Source organism: Sphingomonas sp. SDUR79, from assembly GCF_056821745.1.
The window spans coordinates 3,122,796-3,141,464 of record NZ_JBPDIN010000001.1 but is presented as its reverse complement, the minus strand read 5'-3'; the positions used below and the strand labels follow the sequence as shown (position 1 = coordinate 3,141,464).

The window sequence follows — 18,669 nt, the reverse complement described above, 5'->3', positions numbered from 1 at the left end:
CCGCGACGCAGCATGATCGCTTTGGGCAAGGGGCGTGATTATCGTGTTGGGGATGCAGGAGTTTACGATTCTTCAGCGGGCAATGACATTGGCGGGCCTTGCGCCTGTGCTGCTGATCGGCGCGGGGGTGCATCGCGATGACCTTCCCAAGGATCTGACCCCGGCCAGCTATCGCGTGTCGATGCCGATCCCGGATGCGCCCAAGCCGCTGCCCGTCTTTCCCGCTCCTGCGGCGCTGACCGCGTCGGTCGACGCACTGGCGCGCGACTTTGGCGGCGTTGTGGGCATTTCGGTCCGCAGCCTCGAATGGGGCTGGCAGGTTGACGCCAATGGCGATCGCCGCATGCCACAGCAGAGCGTGAGCAAATTGTGGGTCGCGATGACCGTGCTCGACGCCCGCGACAAGGGCAAGCTGACGCTCGACGATCCGGTCGAATTGCGGCGCGAGCATCTGACCCTGTTCCACCAGCCGATCGCGACCCTGGTGGTTCGCGACGGTGTGTATCGCACCACGGTGCGCGAATTGCTGCTGCGCGCGATGCAGCAGAGCGACAATACCGCCAATGACCGGTTGCTGACCTTGGCCGGCGGGCCGCAGGCAGTGCGGGCATTCATCGCCGAACGCGGCCTTGGTGAGATTCGCTTCGGTCCGGGCGAGCGGTTGTTGCAGGCCGGGACGGCGGGTCTGCGCTGGGATCAGCGTTATTCGATGGCCGGCGAGTTTCAGCGCGCGCGGGCGGCGCTGCCCCCGACAGTGCGGCGCGCGGCATTCGATTCTTATGTCGCCGATCCGGTCGATGGCGCGGCACCCTCGGCAATCGCGCTGGCATTGGCGCGGCTCAAGGCGGGCGAGCTGCTCTCGGCCTCTTCGACCAGTTTCCTCACCAATGTCATGTCGGGCACCCGCACCGGCAAGGCGCGGCTGCGTGCCGCGGTGCCGGTGGGCTGGACGCTGGCGCACAAGACCGGCACCGGCCAGGACCTGGGTGGTCGCACTGCAGGCTTCAACGACATCGGCATCCTGACCGCGCCCGACGGCAAGGCCTATTCGGTCGCGGTGATGATCGGCGACACCCCGCGCCCGGTGCGCGAACGTCAGCAGTTGATGCAGGCGGTGGTTGCGAGCGTGGTTGCCAATCACCGCTGACCGGTTCGACCGCATGCGCCGGGAGGCGCGGTGGCGTGTGCTTCGCTAACGCGGGGCCATGACCGACGCGCTGACCATGATCGACTGGACTGCCATCGAAGCCGCGCTCGACGCGGAAGGCTGGGCGGTGCTCCCGGGTCTGCTGACTCCCAAAGATTGCGCCGCGCTGGTCGCTGGGTACGACAACGACACCCGGTTTCGCTCGACTATCACCATGGCGCGGCACGGGTTTGGCCGGGGCGAGTACCGCTATTTCGCCTATCCGCTGCCGCGTCAGGTCGCCGCGCTGCGGTCGGGCCTTTATCGACAGCTCGCGCCCATTGCGAACCGCTGGTACGCGCGGATGGCAACCGACCGGCGCTTTCCGCCGACGCACGATGCATTTCTCGACCAATGCCATGCCGCAGGGCAACGACGGCCAACGCCGCTGCTGCTGCGCTACGGCCTGGGCGACTATAATTGTCTCCATCAGGACCTTTATGGCGACCATTTCTTCCCGCTGCAGGTCGCCGTGCTGCTGTCCCAGCCGGGCGCGGAGTTCAGCGGTGGCGAGCTCGTCCTGACCGAACAGCGCCCGCGGATGCAATCGCGCGCGGCCGTCGTGCCCTTGATGCAGGGCGATGCGGTCATTTTCGCCGTCAGCCAGCGCCCCGTGCAGGGGAGCCGGGGCAGCTACCGCGTCACGATGCGCCATGGCGTCAGCAAGATCAGCGAAGGTCGGCGTCACACATTGGGCATTATCTTTCACGACGCGCATTAGGGCCGGGCCAGCAACGCCGAGCGCGCCGGTGCCGCACGTCACTCGGCCGTTCCGAAACCCCGCCGGCACTTACCTAAAAGAGTTTGTCCGTCCGGCAGCATGGGTTATCCCCGCGCCATGCCCCATCTCTACCTTGTCGACGGCTCGAGCTTCATCTTCCGCGCCTATCATGTGCTGCCCAAGCTGACCAACAAACATGGCGAGCCGGCGGGGGCGGTCTATGGCTATGTGTCGATGCTGTGGAAGCTGGCGAGCGAGCTGCACAAGGCGGAAGGGCCTACGCATCTGGCGGTGATCCTCGACAAGAGCGAGCAGACATTCCGCAACGAACTCTACGACCAGTATAAGGCGCATCGCCCGCCCGCACCGGAAGACTTAAAGCCGCAATTCCCGATGATCCGCGACGCGACGCGCGCCTTCAGCCTGCCGTGCATCGAGGAATTGGGCTGGGAGGCGGATGATCTGATCGCCAGCTATTCCAAGGCGGCGCTGGCGCAGGGGTGGCAGGTGACGATTGTCAGTTCCGACAAGGATCTAATGCAGCTGCTGACAGAACCGGGCATCGACATGCTCGATACGATGAAGGACCGGCGCATGGGGCCGGAGGCGGTGGTCGAGAAGTTCGGGGTCGGGCCGGACAAATTGGGCGAGGTGCTGGCGCTGATGGGCGACAGCGTCGACAATGTGCCGGGCGTGCCTGGCGTTGGCCCCAAGACCGCCGCCAAGCTGATCCTGGAGCATGGCGATGTCGAGGCGGTACTGGCCGCCGCGCCGACGATGAAGCCGGGCAAGCTGCGCGATAACCTGATCGAACATGCCGATATGGCGCGGCTGTCGCGCAAGCTGGTCGCGCTGGCCGAGGACGTGCCGCTGCCCGAACCGCTCGACGATTTCGTGCTCGACGGGATTCCCGATGCGCCGCTGCGCGCGTTTCTGGAGCATCACGGGTTCAAGACCTTGCTCGCGCGGTTGGGCAGCGAGGCGAGTTCGGTCGCTGATGCGCCGGTCGAGACGCAGGAAGTGCCGGGGCTGGAGCCGGATCCCCCATGCGATCACGATGGCTATGAAACGGTGGTGGATGAGGCGGCGCTCGACCGCTGGATCACCGTGGCGCGGCATCAGGGCTGGGTCGCGATCGATACCGAGACGACCGGGACCGATGCGACGCGTGCCGAGCTGGTCGGGGTAAGCCTGGCGCTGCACCCCAATCTCGCCTGCTATATCCCCATCGGCCATGGCGGGACCGACATGTTCGCGGAAAAGCCGGTGCAGCTCGACCGGGCGACGGTGCTGGCGAAGCTCAAGCCGCTGCTGGAGGATCCGGCGGTGCTCAAGATCGGGCATAACCTCAAATATGACCTGATCATCCTGGCGCGGCTGGGGATTCAGGTCGCGCCGTTCGACGACACGATCGTGATGAGCTTCGACCTCGATGCCGGGCTGCACGGCCATGGCATGGACGAGCTGGCGGCGACGCATCTGGCGCACAGCTGTATCGCGTACAAGGACGTGACCGGGAGCGGCAAGAAGCAGATCGGCTTTGCCGAGGTCGATCTGAAGGCCGCGACCCGCTATGCCGCCGAGGACGCCGATGTAACGTTGCGGCTGTGGCGGCGGTTGAAACCGCGGCTGGCCTATGAGGGCGCGACGCGGGTTTATGAGATGGTGGACCGACCGCTGGTGCGGGTGATCGCCGACATGGAATTGGCGGGCATCAAGGTCGATGCCGGGGTGCTGGCACGGCTGTCGGACGAGTTTTCGAAGCAGATTGCCCGGCTGGAAGAAGAGATTCACGCCATTGCCGGGTTCAAGTTCACTATCGGCAGCCCGAAGCAGCTGGGTGACGTGCTGTTCGACAAGATGGGGATCAAGGGCGGGCGCAAGGGCAAGTCGGGCGTCTATTCGACCGACGTCAACGAGCTCGAGCGGATTGCGGCGGACAAGGATTCGCCGGGGCGGGAGATGGTGCTGAAGGTGCTCGACTGGCGCCAGCTGTCGAAGCTCAAATCCACCTATACCGACGCGTTGCAGGCGCAGATCAACCCTGCGACGGGCCGCGTGCATACCAGCTACTCGCTGACCGGCGCGCAGACCGGGCGGCTGTCATCGACCGATCCCAACCTCCAGAACATCCCGATCCGTACCGAAGTCGGTCGGCAAATCCGCGACGCTTTTGTGGCGGAGCCGGGCAATGTCATCCTGTCGGCCGACTATTCGCAGATCGAACTGCGCCTTGCCGCGCATATCGCCGACGTTCCCGCACTGCGCGAGGCGTTCGAACAGGGCGAGGACATTCACAATCGCACCGCGATGGAGCTGTTCGGCGAGGTCAATCGCGACACGCGGGGGCGGGCCAAGACGATCAACTTCGCGATCCTTTATGGCATCAGCCGCTGGGGGCTGGCCGGGCGGCTCGACGTGACGCCGGACGAGGCGCAGGGGATGATCGACCGCTATTTTCAGAGCTTCCCCGGGATCAGCCGCTACATCGCCGACACGCTGAACGAGGCGAAGGCGCGCGGCTACACCACGACCCTGTTCGGGCGGAAGACGCACTTCACCCGGATCAACGCGCCCAATCAGAATGAGCGCGCCGGCAGCGAGCGCGCCGCGATCAACGCGCCGATCCAGGGGACCAGTGCCGACATCATCAAGCGCGCGATGGCGCGGATGGGTCCGGCGTTGCTGGACGCGGGCCTGTCCAATGTCCGCATGCTGCTGCAGGTGCATGACGAACTGGTGTTCGAACTGCCCGAGGGCGATGTCGACGCGGCATCGGCGGTGATCCGCCGCGTGATGGAGACTGCGGCGGAGCCCGCGATCACGCTGACCGTGCCGCTGGGCGTCGAAATCGGCACCGGCCCCAGCTGGGGCGCGGCGCATTGACCGCAGCGGGGGCCAGCCTTGCGCCGCTGATCGACCTGTATATCCCGCTGCTGCTGGGCGCGGGCGTGCTGATCCTGATGGTCGCATGGGTCCCGCTGCTGCTGGAAAAGGCGCCGCTGTCGCTGCCGATCCTGTGTGTCGGGGTCGGCGCGCTGGTGTTTTCGTTCGATCGTTTCGCGCCCTTTGCGCTGCACCCGATCGAGAGCCCATTTCTGGTCGAGAAGGCGGCGGAGCTGATCGTCATCGTCTCGCTGATGGGGGCGGGACTGAAGATCGATCGCGCGCTGAACTGGGCCAATTGGCGGTTGTGCGTGCGCCTGCTTGCGATCGCGATGCCGCTGACCATCCTCGCATTGACCTTTGCCGGACAGGCGTTGCTCGGCGTTGGCGTGGCGACCGCGCTGCTGCTCGCCGCGTCGCTCGCCCCGACCGATCCAGTGCTCGCATCGGATGTCCAGATCGATGAGCCGGAATCCGCGAGCGATGACGAGGCGCGGTTCGCGCTGACCTCCGAAGCCGGACTCAACGACGCGCTAGCGTTTCCGTTCGTGCATCTTGCCATCGCCGTCGCGGCGGGCGGCTGGGCCGTTTCCAACCTGGCATCCTGGGCGCTGGACGCAGTGGTCATCCGCCTCGCCGTTGGCCTCGCGCTCGGCTGGGCCGGGGGCTGGGCGCTGGGCAAGATCATCTATCGCCTGCCTGCCGACACCAAATTGTCGCGCACCGGTGATGGCTTTGTCGCGCTGGGTGCCACGCTGGCGATCTATGCCGTGACCGAGCTGGCGCATGGCTATGGCTTTCTGGCGGTGTTCGTCGCCGGGCTGATGCTGCGGCGCGCGGCCGGGAGCAGCGATTTCAATGCGCGGATGCATGATTTTGCCGACGAGACCGAACGGCTGCTGATGATGGCGCTGCTCGTCATGTTCGGTGGCATGCTGACTGCTGGCGGATTGTTCGCGATGATCGGCTGGGCGGAGCTCGGCTTTGCGCTGGTCGCGATCTTCATCGTGCGACCGCTGGCGGGCTGGATCGCGCTGGCCGGGTGCCGCCTTGCGCCGTTCGAACGGCCGGTGATCGCCTTCTTCGGCATTCGCGGGCTGGGATCGGTCTTTTATTTCGCTTACGGGATCAACCATGGCCAGTTCGAGGAGCCGGTGCGCCTGTGGGGCGCGCTTGGCGTCGTGATCCTGATTTCGATCCTGCTGCACGGGACGACCGCGACCCCGGCAATGCGTCTGCTCGAGCGCGGTCGGGCGCGCGCGACGTGAAGCAGAATGACGATATGAGCGCGCTCGCCAAGGGCGGGCGGACCAATATCTTCGGCTTTTTCCTGCGGCTGCTCGCGCGCCTGCCATTTCTGTTCATCGCCGGGCGGCTCTATGGCGCGGAGACGGTGGGGCGGTTCGCGTTGGCGGTCGTGGTCGTCGAACTGGCCGCGTTGCTCGCCACATTGGGGCTAAAGCGCGGGCTGGCCCAGGCGCTGGCATCGACCGACCGGCCGCATGCCCATGTCGTGTGGGACGGCATGGTGGTGGCGTTCGTCGTTTCGATGCTGGCGAGCGCGCTGCTGTTCGTCTTTCCCGAACTCATGTTCCCCAACAGCGGCACCACCGGACTCGACCGCTATCTCGCCGTGATCGTGTTCGCGATTGCCTGGTCGGATGTCAGCCTTGCCGCGCTCGCCTATCGCCACAATGTGAAGGCGACCGTGACCGCGCGCGCGATTGTCGAGCCGTGGACGATCAGCATTGCCGCGTGGGCATTATACTATGTTTCGGCGCGTGACGGGCTGATCATCGCCTATGTCCTGTCGATGGCGGCGGCGCTGATCGCCAGCCTGATCCCGTTCATTCGCAGCTATGGCCTGCCCCATGGCTGGTCGCCGCGGGTGACGCCGCTGCTCCAGCTTGCCCGGCGCAACATGCCGCTCGCCGGGGCGGACGCAATCGAATGGGGGTCGCGCAATATCGACCGCTTCATTCTCGGCCTGTTGTTCCCACCGGCAATCGTCGGCATCTATTATATGGCCCAGCAGGTCTCCTCGATCCCGCAAAAGCTCAAGACCAGCTTCGATCCGGTGCTGGGGCCGGTGATCGCGCGCAATCTGGCAGCGGGCAACCGCGCGGCAATTGCGGCGCAGGTGCGGCAGGTCGGCTTCTGGATCATCGCGCTACAGGCGGTGCTGCTGTTGATGGGCGGCATCCCGGCCGAAGGGGTGATGGGCGTGGTCGGGCCGCAATTCGTGGTCGGTGCCGTGGCCCTGTGCTTTCTGCTTGCCGCTGAGGTCGTCGCCACGCCCGGCGCAGTTGCCGAAGCTGGCCTTGTCTATATGGCGCGGCACCGCAATCTGATGGTGTCGATGCTCTTGCTCGGATTCCAGGCGGCGTTGAGCTTTGCGCTGGTGTTCCAGATGCGCGCAATGGGGCTCGACGTACATGTCCAGGCGGCGGGGCCGGCGGTGGCGCTGGTGCTGACACTGGCGCTGGGATCGACGATCAAGTGCTGGATGCTCGCCCGGCTGACCGGCGCTGCAGTGTTCAGCCTGCGTCCCGGTTTCGTCGCGGCGATCGTGATCGCCGGTGCGGTCGGCTGGGCCTTCACGCGGCTGCCGCCATCCTTGGAATGGCTGGAGCTTTCGGTCGGGATTCCAGCGATCTTCATCGCCTATTTCGCCGTGATCGGGAAATGGGCGTTCGGCCCGGAAGACCGCGCGCTGTTCAAGAAGATGCCGAAGAGCGAGCCGACATTGCCTGATGAGAAGGTTTGAGGGCGGTACCGGCCCGCTCCGCCAGCCGGGCACCCAACGCCAGTGTATTCTATGGGTGGCCGGGTGGGGGAGCGGGCCGGTACCGCATCCGCGTCAGCGGATCACATCAATGCCGGAAGTGGCGCATCCCGGTAAAGACCATCGCTAGCCCTGCTTCATCAGCCGCCGCGATCACTTCATCGTCGCGGATCGATCCGCCGGGCTGGATCACGGCGGTCGCGCCCGCCTCGACCGCCGCGAGCAGTCCGTCAGCGAAGGGAAAAAAGGCGTCCGACGCGACCGCGCTGCCAATCGTGCGCGGCTCCGCCCAGCCGGCCTTTTCGGCGGCGTCCTTGGCCTTCCACGCGGCGATGCGCGCGGATTCAAGGCGGTTCATCTGGCCTGCACCGACGCCCGCAGTGCTGCCGTCCTTGGCATAGACGATCGCGTTCGACTTGACGTGCTTGGCAACGGTCCAGGCGAACAGGCAATCGGCCAGTTCCTGACCGGTCGGCGCGCGCTGAGTCACGACCTTCAAAGCGTCCTGCGTCACGCGACCGCTGTCGCGCGACTGGACCAGCGCGCCGCCGGCAATGGTCTTGAGCATCAGGCCGGGGCGGGCGGGGTCGGGCAGATCGCCGCAGATCAGCAGGCGCAGGTTCTTCTTGGCGGCAAAGATCGCCTTGGCTTCTTCGCTTGCGCCCGGCGCAACGACGACTTCGGTGAAGATGTCGGTGATCGCCTTCGCCGTGTCGGCATCGAGCGGGCGGTTCAATGCGATGATCCCGCCGAACGCGGAGACCGAATCGCAGGCGAGCGCCGCCTTGTATGCATCGACCAGCGTGTCGGCGGTTGCGACGCCGCACGGGTTGGCGTGCTTGACGATGACCACGGTCGGCGGGCCGTCGCGGAACTCGCTGACCAGCTCGAGCGCGGCGTCGGCGTCGTTATAGTTATTGTAGCTCAGCTCCTTGCCCTGCAGCTGCTGCGCCTGGGCGATGCCCGGCGTGGCGGGGCCCGCGGGAAGGTAGAGCGCGGCGGACTGGTGCGGGTTCTCGCCATAGCGAAGCTCCTCGCCGCGCTTGAACACCAAAGGCAGCGTTTCGGGGAAACGCTCGCCCTGATCGGCGAAGGCGAACCAGCTGGCGATGGTCGAATCATATTGCGCAGTCAGTGCATAGGCCTTGGCGGCGAAGCGCTTGCGGTCTTCCAGCGTGGTTTCGCCAGCTGCAACCACGGCATAGTCGGCGGGATCGGTGACGATCGCGACAAAGGCGTGGTTCTTGGCGGCCGAGCGGACCATCGACGGGCCGCCGATGTCGATATTCTCGATGATCTCGTCGCGGCTCGCGCCCTTTGCGACGGTCTGTGCGAAGGGGTAGAGGTTGACGACGACCAGATCGATCATGCCGATCGCATGTTCGCCGGCAGAGGCCATGTGCCCTTCATCGTCGCGCACGGCGAGCAGCCCGCCATGCACCACCGGGTGCAGCGTCTTGACGCGGCCGTCCATCATCTCGGGGAAGCCGGTGAGGTCGGAGATGTCGCGCACCTCAAGTCCCGCGTCGCGCAGCACCTTTGACGTGCCGCCGGTCGAGACGAGTTCGACCCCCTTGGCGGCGAGCGCCTGACCGAGTTCGACGATCCCGGTCTTGTCCGAAACCGAGAGAAGGGCGCGACGGATGGTGATGCTGGTCATGGCCGGGCGCTTTAGCCTGCCAAGCTTGCGCTGCAAGCCCCGAGTTGCGGCAGCAGTCCGCTGTCCAGCCGTGCTACCGCGCGCGGTGGAACAGCCAGGAGACGCTGGACCCACCGGTCAGCGCTTCGCCGGACAGGGCCAGTTGCAGCGTTTCCCGGGGGATGCCCTTTGCGTCGATCCACACGCTGTCCTCGACCGCCAATCCCGCGCCGCGCGCGCGAAACTGCCAGACCGCGCCGGACCGGGTGCGCAGCAAGGCGCCCGAGCCATCGGCGGTGGGCGTGGCTTCGACCGCCGGGTGAAGGTGGAAGCGGACGGTGAAGGGCACCGCGCTGCGCTTTCCTCCCCGCGCCGTCGCCGGAAGCAGGCTGTCTTCGCCGCGCACATCGCGTCCGTCGGTGCCGAGCGCGATGGTGCGGCGGTGGATCACGCCGTGGCGGCGGGCATAGCCGTCATGGCTCGCCTCGATCCGGCTGGCCGTATCGCTCTCGTTGCGGCTGAGCTCCATCTCGACCACGCCGCGGCCCAGCGTGCCGTCGGGGTGGATCGCGGTGGAGTTGCTGTCGCGTACGACCAAAGTGGAATGGGCGGCGGTGGTGCGCAGCCCCTCGGTCAATGCGGCGGGGAGGCGCAGGTCGGCACCGCGCGCGCCGCCACAGCTCACCACGATCCGCTCGGCACCGTCAGAGAATTCAAAGGCAAGCGTCGAGGCGCAGCCGCCCGCCATCACCCGCGCAATCGGCGGCGGGGCGGCGTCCATGATCAGCACCGTCCCCTGCTGGGCGAGCCGCTGATAGCCCCATTCATGCGCCTGACGCAGTGGCCGGACGCGCGCGCCCGTCGCCGCAACCGTCTGTTCGATCACGTCGCCCGATATGGGAATCCCGCCCTGCCAGCTCGCCAGCCCGCCATCGCCATGGCTGACGCCGAGCAGCGCCGAGACCATGCGGTCGATTGCGTTGGTGACAAAGCCGGGGGCGTCGAGCCGGCGCGCGGCATAGGTTTCGCGCAGCAGTGTCAGCAGCTGGATCGCGTCGAGCAACGCAGCGGGCGAGCGGCCGGTGATGCCGCCGTCGCGGCTGACTGCTCCGGTGATCGCGCGCGACAGGCCGGCCTCGCCGAATGAGCGGCGCGGGTCGCCTCCGGGAATCATCAGTCCGGCGGTCAGCACGCCGCACCAGGCGGCGATGCGCGGCGCGCCGGTCGGCGCACGATCCGCAGCGCGGTCGAGGTGGCGGGCGCCGCGGGCGAGGGCGTGGAGCACTTGCGAACGATAGACGAGGTCGGTGCTCGACAGGATCAGCGGCGCGTGCGCGGTCCAATATTGCAGGCGGCGACCCCACAAGTCGGCGCGCCAGGCGGGATCGGCAACCTTGCCGGCATGTGCCGCCAGCCAGCCGCGCATCAACGCTTCGGCGATCGGCGCGGCCTGTTGCCGGGTCGCGACGGTGGACAGGTCGCGCAGCCAGGCAAAGCTGTGCAGATGCTCGCCAAAGGCGGTGGACCAGCCGGGCCGGGCGAACTCAAGCGCGGTGACGTCATGGCTTTCGCCGCGAAACATCAGCTTGCCGTCGAGCAGCGCATTGCCGCGCGCCGGGTCGCCCATAAACGGGTCGTCGGTCACCGCGATCAGCTTGAGCGGATGTCGCCCTTTGAGGCGCAGTGAATGGATTGGTGTGCGCCAGCTCAAGCGGAACAGCTTTTCGGAAATGCGGTCGGCGAGCGACAGGCCACGGTCGCCGCCGATCCGGATGAGCCGCTTGCCCTGCTCGATCCCGTCGCTGGCCGCCCCGTCGGCGGGCTCATCGCCGCCAATGCTCACCCCGCCCGCAACGCGGCGATGTTGTCGGCATAGGCCGAAGGGCCGCCCTTGAACGCGGCGGTGCCTGCGACCAGCGCATCGGCTCCGGCGGCAATCACCCGTGCGGCGTTCGTGCGATCGACCCCGCCATCGACCTCCAGGTCGATCGACCGGCCGCTGGTGTCGATCCTCGCGCGCAGTGCTGAAATCTTGGCGAGCTGACTCTCGATGAACTTCTGCCCGCCAAACCCCGGGTTGACGCTCATCACCAGGATCAGGTCAATCTGGTCCATGACATGATCGACAACATCGACCGGCGTCGCCGGGTTGAGCACGACCCCGGCGCGCTTGCCTAAGCCCTTGATCGTCTGGAGCGTGCGGTGCAGGTGCGGGCCGCTTTCGGGATGGACCGACAGGCAATCGGCACCGGCTTCCGCAAATGCCTCCAGCATCGGATCGACCGGGGCGATCATCAGATGGACGTCGAACGGCTTGGCGCTGTGCGGGCGCAGCGCCTTGATGACGGCGGGGCCGATCGTGATGTTGGGGACGAAGTGACCGTCCATCACGTCGATATGGATCCAGTCGGCCCCAGCCGCGTCGATCGCGCGCACTTCCTCGCCCAATTTGGCGAAATCGGCGGACAGGATGGACGGGGCGATGCGGACCGGGTTCATGACCTTCCCTTTATCACCTCAACTCTAGGCGGCAACTCGCATGAGGCGCACCATGAAAAACCCGTCCAGCCCGCCTTGTTCCGCGAGCATGCCGGGCAGGGTGCGTAGCCAGCCACGCGGGTGCGCGACAACGCCTTCAGGTAGTTCATCGGGCAGGACCGGGTCGATCGCGAAACCGGGATGGTCGGCCAGGAAGCGCTCGATCTGCTGCTCACCCTCTTCGGGCTCGAGCGAGCAGGTGGCGTAGACCATCAACCCGCCGGGGCGGACCCAGCGCGCCGCGCGCGGCAGGAGTTGCGCCTGAAGCTCGGCCATCTCCGCGATCAGGCGCGGGCGGACGCGGTGGAGCACATCGGGGTGGCGGCGGAAGATGCCGGTCGCGCTGCACGGCGCGTCGAGCAGCACGGCGTCGGCTTCGAACCCCGGTTCCCATTTTAGCAGATCGGCGGCGATGACGGTCGCCGACAGGCCGGTGCGCTCCAGATTCTCGTGAAGTCGCGCCAGACGACTTTCCGAGGCGTCGACAGCGGTAACGTCCCATCCGGCGGCAGCGAGCTGAAGCGTCTTGCCTCCGGGAGCGGCGCACAGGTCGAGCGCGCGGCCCGATCCGCCGCCAATCAGCCGCGCGGGGAGCGAGGCGGCGATATCCTGCACCCACCACTCGCCCTCGGCAAAGCCGTCATGCTCGACGATGCTGGTGCCCGCGGCGACCCGGACATGGCCGGGAAGCAGGCTCTCGCCCTCGGCGGACGCTCCGCCGCGCAATGTCAGGTCGAGCGGTGGCGGAGCGGCGATTGCGGCGCACGCCGTGTCGGCTACGCGCTCGCCCCAATTACCGGCGATCCGGGCATAGACGTCACCCGGCAGCGCGGGCGGGTCGGTCAGGACCGCGTTCTGGCGCATCAGCGTGCCGAATACGCCATGGACCAGCTTGCGCGGGCCGCCATCGACTAGGGGCAGCGCGGTCGAGATCGCGGCGTGCGGCGGGGTGCCGAGCCGCAGCGCCTGAACCAGCGCGATGCGCAGCACGAAGCGCGCCTTGGCGTCATCGGGCAGGCGGTTCCGCGTGGCGCTGTCGATCAGGTCGTCGAGATCGGTGAGGCGGCGCAGCACTTCGGCCGAGATGGCGTGCGCGAGACCGCGATCGGACGGAGCAAGCCCCTGGGTCGAGGCGTCGAGCGCCTGTTCGATGGCGAGGCCGCGACGCAGCACTGCGTCGAGCAGGCGCAGCGCGGCACGGCGGGCGGGGGTGCCGGGGGGATCGGCGGGACGGGGCGGGGGGCGATGACCGGTAGGGCGGGGCATCACCGCCCCCTACGCCGAAACGCGCGCCGGTTCACCCCCAAAGCATCATACGCGCCGGTTCGGATCAAGCGCGCTGCTGCGGCGCGGGGCCGCGCGGACACCCAGCGCGGACGGGCGGTTGGCGGGTGCAGGGGCAGCGAACACGTCGAGCGGCGCGCTCTGGCCCATCGTGACTGCCAGTTCCTCCAGCGCCGCGATGCGGTTGCCGGTGTCGGGGTGGGTGGAAAACAGGCTGTCGCCGCCAAGGGCCAGGCCGGGGACGATATAGAGCTGAGACGCCGCCGGATTGCGCTGCGCCACCGGGTTGGGGACCGCCGCCGCGCCATGGGCGAGCTTGGCGAGCGCCGAGGCGAGCGCGCGGGGGTTGCCCGAAATCTCCGCGCCGCCCTTGTCTGCGCCATATTCGCGGGTGCGGCTGATCGCCATCTGCACGATCATCGCGGCAAAGGGCGCGACGATCACGGCGAGGATCGTCGCCAGCATCGCGCCGCGATTGTCCCCGTCGCCGCCGCGAAAGAACAGGCCGAAATTGGCGAGCATTGAGATCGCACCCGCGATCGTCGCGACCATCGTCATGATCAGTGTGTCACGGTTGCGCACATGCGCCAGCTCATGCGCCATGACCCCGGCGATCTCGTCGCGATTGAGGATGTTGAGCAGGCCCGTCGTCGCCGCGACCGCCGCATTCTCCGGATTGCGGCCGGTGGCGAAGGCATTGGGGTGCGGCGAATCGATGACATAGACCTTGGGCATCGGCAGCTGCGCGCGCTGGGCCAGTCCGGCGACAAGGTTGTAGAATTCCGGCGCCGATGCGGCATCTACCTGTCGCGCGCCGTGCATGCTCAGCACGATCTTGTCGGCGTTCCAGTAGGTGAACAGGTTCATCCCCACCGCGACCACCAGCGCGATGACCATGCCGCCACGCCCGCCAATGGTGAAGCCCAAAGCCATGAACAGCGCGGTCAGCGCCGCCAGCAACATCGTCGTCTTGAAGCCGTTCACTTGGATTCGATCCTTTCACACCCCAATGTGGGAAATGCCATGTCCCGCTTCAATCGAGGAACCATCATGGGCAAGCGCCCCGATCATGTGAAGCCGCCCGCTTATCTGTCCAAGAGCCCGCCGCTGCCGCGACCGGAGGCGGGCAAGAAGGCCCAGAGCGATCCGCTCGGCAATGATCCCACCCGCTATGGCGACTGGGAGCTGAAGGGCATCGCGATCGATTTCTGAACCGTAGCCGGAACGAAATCCGCGCGCGGCGCGTCCTGCGGCGATGACCGCGCCTTCCCGCACCCTGATCGTTCGCATCGCCATCGGCATCGCCGTGGTGCTCGCGTTGCTGCTCCTGCTGCTCGCGATGCTGCCCTGGGGGGCGTTCAAGGGGCGGGCGGAACGGGCATTGTCGGTGCAGATCGGCGCGCCGGTGACGATCGGTGCGATCGAGCGGCGCTCATTCTTTTCGTTCAATCCGCTGCTCGACATTCGTGACCTGCGCATCGCCCAGCCGGACTGGGCGGGGACGGGCGAGATGGTGCGGGTCGAGCGCGTGACCGTGCGCCTGCCGGTGCTACCGATCCTCACCGGCCGCTTTGCCCCTGAACCGGTCGAGGCCGCCAATGGCCGCCTGACGCTGATCCGCGCAAAGGACGGGCGCAAGAATTGGGAGCGCGAATCGGAGCGACGCAGCGGTGGCGGCAGCGGGCTCGAGACGCTGGCGGTCAGCAATTTGATTCTCGACTATCGCGATGCGAAGAAGGACCGCCGCCTCGCGGTGCGCATCGATTCCGACCCGCGCGGCTTTCGGGCGTCGGGAACCGGCGCACTGGCGGATGAACCGGTCAGCATCGAAGTGCGCGGTGCTGCGATTGCCGGGCGTGTCCGCTGGCCGTTCCGCGCGCGGCTGGCCGGGCCGCGCACGCGGATCGCGGTGCAGGGCGCGATGGCGGCGCCGTTCAACACACGCGACATGGCATTCGACATTGCAGCACAGGGCGCCGATCTGCTCGATGTAGACAGGGTGATCGAGGCGGGCCTGTTCGGGACACAGCCGGTGGCGCTGGTCGGACGGGTATCGCGCAAGGGCGATCAGTGGCAGGTCGAGCGGCTGACCGGGACGATCGGCGAGTCGCGTTTAACGAGCGCTACGGCCAGCATCGACAAGAGCGAGCCGGGTCGCACGCGGATCGATGGCGATGTCGCACTTGCGGCGTTCCGTTTCGATGATCTCGCAAATGATCGCGGTCTTGCCGTTGCCGCCGCGCGGCGCGCGCGGCTGGGCGACCGGCTGATCCCGGCGACGCAGATCGACCTCAAGAGCGTGAGCGATGTCGATGGCGCGCTGCGCGTGCGCGTCGGGCGCATCATCGGCGCGCCTGGCCTTCGCGCGGCGCGGGCGACGCTGGCGCTGGACGATGCGCGGCTGACCGTCGATCCGTTCATGATGGACATGACGCCGGGCCGACTGGCCGGCCGCATCGTAATCGACCAGCGCGGCGGCAAGTCCGTCCCGACCCTTGATCTCGACCTGACGTTGCGGGGCAGCCGGATTGCGGCGCTGGCGGGGGATGGTGTACTTGACGCGCCGCTGCGGGGGCGCGTGCGGCTGACCGGGCCGGGGGATACGATCCGCAGCGCGGTGGGACGATCGACCGGCAACGTCGCGCTGATCGGCGGCACCGGGCGCATCCCCGCGAACATCGCCTCCTATCTCGGCCTTGATGTCGGGCGTGGGGCGCTGGTCGATGGGGATAAGGTGGCGACGCTGCGCTGCATGATTTTGCGGCTTGAGGTGAAGAATGGCACCGGGCGAATGTCACCGTTCCTGATCGACACTTCGCGCAGCCAGTCGCGCTTTGCCGGGACAGTCGACCTGTCGGATGAGCGGCTGTCGCTCGCCATGACCGGATCGCCCAAGAAGGAGAGCCTGTTGCGCCTGACCAAGCCGGTGCCGGTTTCGGGCACGATCAAGGAACCGGTAATGCGCCTTCCCGACGGCGCAAAGCCGAATGTCGGCGGGGTGCTGAAACTACTGGGCGATGCGATCGGCGGCGATCGCCCGCCGCTGGCGACCGATGCCGACTGCAAAGGTCTGGCGGCGCAGGCGTTACGCTAAAGCGCGTCGCGGATCTTCAGGACGGTGTTCCAGTTGCGCGCGGTGGTGACGGGATCGCGCGTCGCCTTGCCCAGCGGAGCATGCAGGGTCGACCGCCCCTGACCTTCCCGGAAATCGATATAGAGTTCGCGGTCGAGCGCCCGCGCGCGCTCGGGGCCGTCATGGACCGCCATCAGCGCATCGACGGCGGCGGCATCGACCGGCTTGCGATGGAAGGTGACGACGAGGAAGCTGGGCCGATCGGTCGCTGCATCGGGGAAGGGGTTGGCGGCGACGACTGCGTCCATCGCTTCGGGCGTGCGCACGAAGATTTCGGACTTTAGGCCGGTCGCCCGGGCCAGCGCGTCGTGGATCTGCGCCTCGAGCCGTTCGGCGGGCGCATCTGGGGCGGTGAAGACGACATTGCCCGACGCGAGCAGGGTCTTGACGTCCGTGAAGCCCATCCCTTCGATCACTGCCCTGAGTTCCGCCGATTTGAGCTGTCGCTTGCCGAGGTTGATCCCCCGCAGCATTGCCGCCCATCTCATGCGGTTTCGCCGCGCGGCGGGCGGGCGAGCAGCGCGTCGACCACGGTGCGCACCGGCGTTCCCTCCAACAGCGCGCAGACGGCCTCGGTCACTGGCATCTCGACCCCAGCGGCACGCGCCGCTTCACGCAGCACCGGCGCGGTCGCAGCACCTTCGGCGACGGTGCGGCGGTCGGCGAGCAGGTCGGCCGCCGCCTTTCCTTGACCCAAGCCCAGGCCGAGCGAAAAGTTGCGCGAATTGGGCGAGGAACAGGTGAGAACCAGGTCGCCTAGGCCCGACAGTCCCGCCAGCGTCTCCGGCCGCCCGCCGCGCGCCACGCCAAAGCGGGTCATCTCGGCAAAGCCGCGTGCGATTAGCGCCGCGCGGGCGTTGAGGCCAAGCCCCGCGCCCTCGACCACCCCGCATGCGATGGCGAGGACATTCTTGACCGCGCCACCAATCTCAGCGCCGGTGACGTCGGACGAACCATAAGTGCGGAAAGTCGGCCCGCCGAGCCGCTCGGCCAGTGCGTTGCGCAGCGCGTCATCCTCGCACGCCAGCGTGACGGCGGTCGGCAGCCCCTTGGCCACTTCATGCGCGAAGGTCGGGCCGGACAGCACTGCGACCGGCGCGTCGGGATGGAGTTCGCGGGCGATTTCGGCCACCAGCTTTTCCGTCCCCGCCTCGATCCCTTTGGCGCACAGCACCAGCGGGCGATTGTCGGCAGGAAGCTGAGACAGGACCGAACGCAGGAACTGCGCCGGGACGACCACCAGCAACGCGTCGCAATCCGATAGCGCCGTGAGGTCGCTGGTCGCGCGGATCGACGGGGCGAGCGGGATGCCGGGGAGGAACAGCGCGTTCTCATGCGCCGCGTTGATCGACGCCACGACGTCATCCTCGCGCGCCCACAGCGTCACTGGCTGGTCGTTACGTGCCGCGACCTGAGCGAGCGCCGTGCCCCATGCGCCGCCACCGAGTACGCCGATCTTCATGCCTTCACTCCCGCGCCGCGCACCTTTTCTGCATCCGGGTCGAGCGGCCAGCGCGGGCGCGCGGGCACGTCGAGCGGATCACTGAAGCCGGCGACGAAGCGCTCCGCCCCGGCCCAGGCGATCATGGCCGCATTGTCGGTGCAGAGCCAGAGCGGCGGCGCGACGAAGTGCAGGCCATGGTCCGCTGCGAGCGTCGTCAACGCCGCGCGAACGGCAGTGTTGGCAGCGACCCCGCCCGCGACGACGAGGGCGGTGGCCTGAGGCGCCTTGGTCAGCGCAATGCGGGTGCGATCGACCAGGCAATCGACAACCGCCTGCTGGAACGATGCGGCGAGATCCTCGGGCGCGAACTTCCCGACCTTGCGCGCGACATCGCTCTTGAGGCCCGCGAAGGAGAAATGCGGCTCGCCCGATCCGACCAGCGGGCGGGGCAGCGGCACCGCGCGCGGGTCGCCGCGCAGCGCCGCCGCCTCGACCGCAGGGCCGCCGGGGAAGCCGAGGCCGAGCAATTTCGCGGTCTTGTCGAACGCCTCCCCTGCGGCATCGTCGATCGTGGTGGCGAGGCGGCGATAGGCACCGACTCCCTCGACCAGCAGCAATTGGCAATGGCCGCCCGATACGAGCAGTAGCAGATAGGGGAAGGCCAGATCGGGGTCGGAAAGGCGCGGGGACAGCGCATGTCCTTCCAGATGGTTGACCGCGACCAGCGGCTTGCCTGCGGCGTGCGCCAGCGCCTTGCCGGTGACGAGGCCGACCATCACCCCGCCGATCAGGCCCGGCCCGGCAGTGGCGGCGACGGCATCGACATCGGCGAGGGTGACGCCCGCTTCCTCGAACGCGGCGGCGATCAGCGGTTCGAGAGCCTCGACATGCGCGCGTGCGGCGATTTCGGGAACGACGCCGCCGAACGGGCGATGCGCCTCATCCTGTCGCGCGAGGCGGTGGGACAGGATGCGGCGGTCGCCCGTTACCAGCGCGGCGGCGGTTTCGTCACAACTCGATTCGAGGCCGAGGATCAACATCGCGCCGATCTAG

15 protein-coding genes are annotated in these 18,669 nt (G+C 67.6%); 7 read left to right on the top strand and 8 right to left on the bottom strand.

The window, feature by feature from the left end; all coding sequences use genetic code 11:
- Positions 1-52 precede the first annotated feature (52 nt).
- The 5 genes from ACRYLO_RS15440 to ACRYLO_RS15420 all read left to right on the top strand — a co-directional run bounded on the left by ACRYLO_RS15440 (position 53) and on the right by ACRYLO_RS15420 (position 7,560).
- The gene (locus tag ACRYLO_RS15440; RefSeq protein ID WP_482660972.1) at positions 53-1,147 is read left to right on the top strand and encodes a serine hydrolase; all 1,095 of its coding nucleotides are present in this window, start codon (positions 53-55) and stop codon (positions 1,145-1,147) included.
- A gap of 58 nt (positions 1,148-1,205) precedes the next feature.
- Positions 1,206-1,907: a 2OG-Fe(II) oxygenase gene (locus ACRYLO_RS15435; RefSeq protein WP_482660971.1), complete on the top strand. Its 702-nt coding sequence runs from the start codon at positions 1,206-1,208 to the stop codon at positions 1,905-1,907.
- A gap of 117 nt (positions 1,908-2,024) precedes the next feature.
- Entirely contained in the window at positions 2,025-4,793 is a 2,769-nt protein-coding gene (gene polA / locus ACRYLO_RS15430; RefSeq protein ID WP_482660970.1) for a DNA polymerase I, read from the top strand.
- A complete protein-coding gene (locus ACRYLO_RS15425; protein WP_482660969.1) occupies positions 4,790-6,061 on the top strand; it encodes a cation:proton antiporter in 1,272 nt (423 codons plus the stop codon). Before polA ends, ACRYLO_RS15425 begins: the two co-directional genes overlap by 4 nt.
- A gap of 14 nt (positions 6,062-6,075) precedes the next feature.
- Positions 6,076-7,560, top strand: coding sequence for a lipopolysaccharide biosynthesis protein (locus ACRYLO_RS15420; RefSeq protein ID WP_482661759.1), 1,485 nt, complete (start codon positions 6,076-6,078; stop codon positions 7,558-7,560).
- Positions 7,561-7,666: 106 nt separating this feature from the next.
- Here ACRYLO_RS15420 and purH read toward each other — a convergent pair whose 3' ends face one another.
- The 5 genes from purH to htpX form a co-directional block, all read right to left on the bottom strand.
- A complete protein-coding gene (purH, locus tag ACRYLO_RS15415) occupies positions 7,667-9,238 on the bottom strand; it encodes a bifunctional phosphoribosylaminoimidazolecarboxamide formyltransferase/IMP cyclohydrolase (RefSeq protein WP_482660968.1) in 1,572 nt (523 codons plus the stop codon).
- 73 nt (positions 9,239-9,311) lie between these two features.
- On the bottom strand, positions 9,312-11,060 hold the full coding sequence (locus ACRYLO_RS15410; protein WP_482660967.1) for a heparinase II/III family protein: 1,749 nt from the start codon (positions 11,058-11,060) through the stop codon (positions 9,312-9,314).
- Positions 11,057-11,716, bottom strand: coding sequence for a ribulose-phosphate 3-epimerase (gene rpe / locus ACRYLO_RS15405; RefSeq protein ID WP_482660966.1), 660 nt, complete (start codon positions 11,714-11,716; stop codon positions 11,057-11,059). The genes ACRYLO_RS15410 and rpe overlap by 4 nt, the downstream gene beginning before the upstream one ends.
- Before the next feature lie 24 nt (positions 11,717-11,740).
- Complete coding sequence (locus ACRYLO_RS15400) at positions 11,741-13,021, bottom strand: RsmB/NOP family class I SAM-dependent RNA methyltransferase (protein ID WP_482660965.1); 1,281 nt, start codon at positions 13,019-13,021, stop codon at positions 11,741-11,743.
- Between the two features lie 45 nt (positions 13,022-13,066).
- Positions 13,067-14,023, bottom strand: coding sequence for a zinc metalloprotease HtpX (gene htpX / locus ACRYLO_RS15395; protein WP_482660964.1), 957 nt, complete (start codon positions 14,021-14,023; stop codon positions 13,067-13,069).
- A 66-nt stretch (positions 14,024-14,089) separates the two neighbouring features.
- Between htpX and ACRYLO_RS15390 the strand changes: the two genes are divergently transcribed.
- Both ACRYLO_RS15390 and ACRYLO_RS15385 read left to right on the top strand, forming a co-directional pair.
- Positions 14,090-14,251: a DUF1674 domain-containing protein gene (locus ACRYLO_RS15390; protein ID WP_482661758.1), complete on the top strand. Its 162-nt coding sequence runs from the start codon at positions 14,090-14,092 to the stop codon at positions 14,249-14,251.
- Positions 14,252-14,294: 43 nt separating this feature from the next.
- Complete coding sequence (locus tag ACRYLO_RS15385) at positions 14,295-16,133, top strand: AsmA family protein (RefSeq protein ID WP_482660963.1); 1,839 nt, start codon at positions 14,295-14,297, stop codon at positions 16,131-16,133.
- Here ACRYLO_RS15385 and ACRYLO_RS15380 read toward each other — a convergent pair.
- From ACRYLO_RS15380 to tsaD, 3 genes are read right to left on the bottom strand one after another with little or no spacing between them, the layout of a single operon-like run.
- Positions 16,130-16,660 (bottom strand): DUF1697 domain-containing protein, encoded by a 531-nt coding sequence (locus ACRYLO_RS15380; RefSeq protein WP_482660962.1) that lies wholly within the window; start codon positions 16,658-16,660, stop codon positions 16,130-16,132. The genes ACRYLO_RS15385 and ACRYLO_RS15380 overlap by 4 nt on opposite strands.
- Positions 16,657-17,634 (bottom strand): NAD(P)H-dependent glycerol-3-phosphate dehydrogenase, encoded by a 978-nt coding sequence (locus ACRYLO_RS15375; RefSeq protein ID WP_482660961.1) that lies wholly within the window; start codon positions 17,632-17,634, stop codon positions 16,657-16,659. The genes ACRYLO_RS15380 and ACRYLO_RS15375 overlap by 4 nt, the downstream gene beginning before the upstream one ends.
- The gene (tsaD, locus tag ACRYLO_RS15370; protein ID WP_482660960.1) at positions 17,631-18,656 is read right to left on the bottom strand and encodes a tRNA (adenosine(37)-N6)-threonylcarbamoyltransferase complex transferase subunit TsaD; all 1,026 of its coding nucleotides are present in this window, start codon (positions 18,654-18,656) and stop codon (positions 17,631-17,633) included. Before tsaD ends, ACRYLO_RS15375 begins: the two co-directional genes overlap by 4 nt.
- Positions 18,657-18,669 lie beyond the last annotated feature (13 nt).

Excerpts from the sequence above, each read along its gene's own strand:
- ACRYLO_RS15440 (WP_482660972.1), top strand. The coding sequence starts at position 53 with ATGCAGGAGTTTACGATTCTTCAGCGGGCAATGACATTGGCGGGCCTT.
- ACRYLO_RS15435 (WP_482660971.1), top strand. The coding sequence starts at position 1,206 with ATGACCGACGCGCTGACCATGATCGACTGGACTGCCATCGAAGCCGCG.
- polA (WP_482660970.1), top strand. The coding sequence starts at position 2,025 with ATGCCCCATCTCTACCTTGTCGACGGCTCGAGCTTCATCTTCCGCGCC.
- ACRYLO_RS15420 (WP_482661759.1), top strand. The coding sequence starts at position 6,076 with ATGAGCGCGCTCGCCAAGGGCGGGCGGACCAATATCTTCGGCTTTTTC.
- purH (WP_482660968.1), bottom strand. The coding sequence starts at position 9,238 with ATGACCAGCATCACCATCCGTCGCGCCCTTCTCTCGGTTTCGGACAAG.
- rpe (WP_482660966.1), bottom strand. The coding sequence starts at position 11,716 with ATGAACCCGGTCCGCATCGCCCCGTCCATCCTGTCCGCCGATTTCGCC.
- ACRYLO_RS15400 (WP_482660965.1), bottom strand. The coding sequence starts at position 13,021 with ATGCCCCGCCCTACCGGTCATCGCCCCCCGCCCCGTCCCGCCGATCCC.
- ACRYLO_RS15390 (WP_482661758.1), top strand. The coding sequence starts at position 14,090 with ATGGGCAAGCGCCCCGATCATGTGAAGCCGCCCGCTTATCTGTCCAAG.
- ACRYLO_RS15385 (WP_482660963.1), top strand. The coding sequence starts at position 14,295 with ATGACCGCGCCTTCCCGCACCCTGATCGTTCGCATCGCCATCGGCATC.
- ACRYLO_RS15380 (WP_482660962.1), bottom strand. The coding sequence starts at position 16,660 with ATGAGATGGGCGGCAATGCTGCGGGGGATCAACCTCGGCAAGCGACAG.
- ACRYLO_RS15375 (WP_482660961.1), bottom strand. The coding sequence starts at position 17,634 with ATGAAGATCGGCGTACTCGGTGGCGGCGCATGGGGCACGGCGCTCGCT.
- tsaD (WP_482660960.1), bottom strand. The coding sequence starts at position 18,656 with ATGTTGATCCTCGGCCTCGAATCGAGTTGTGACGAAACCGCCGCCGCG.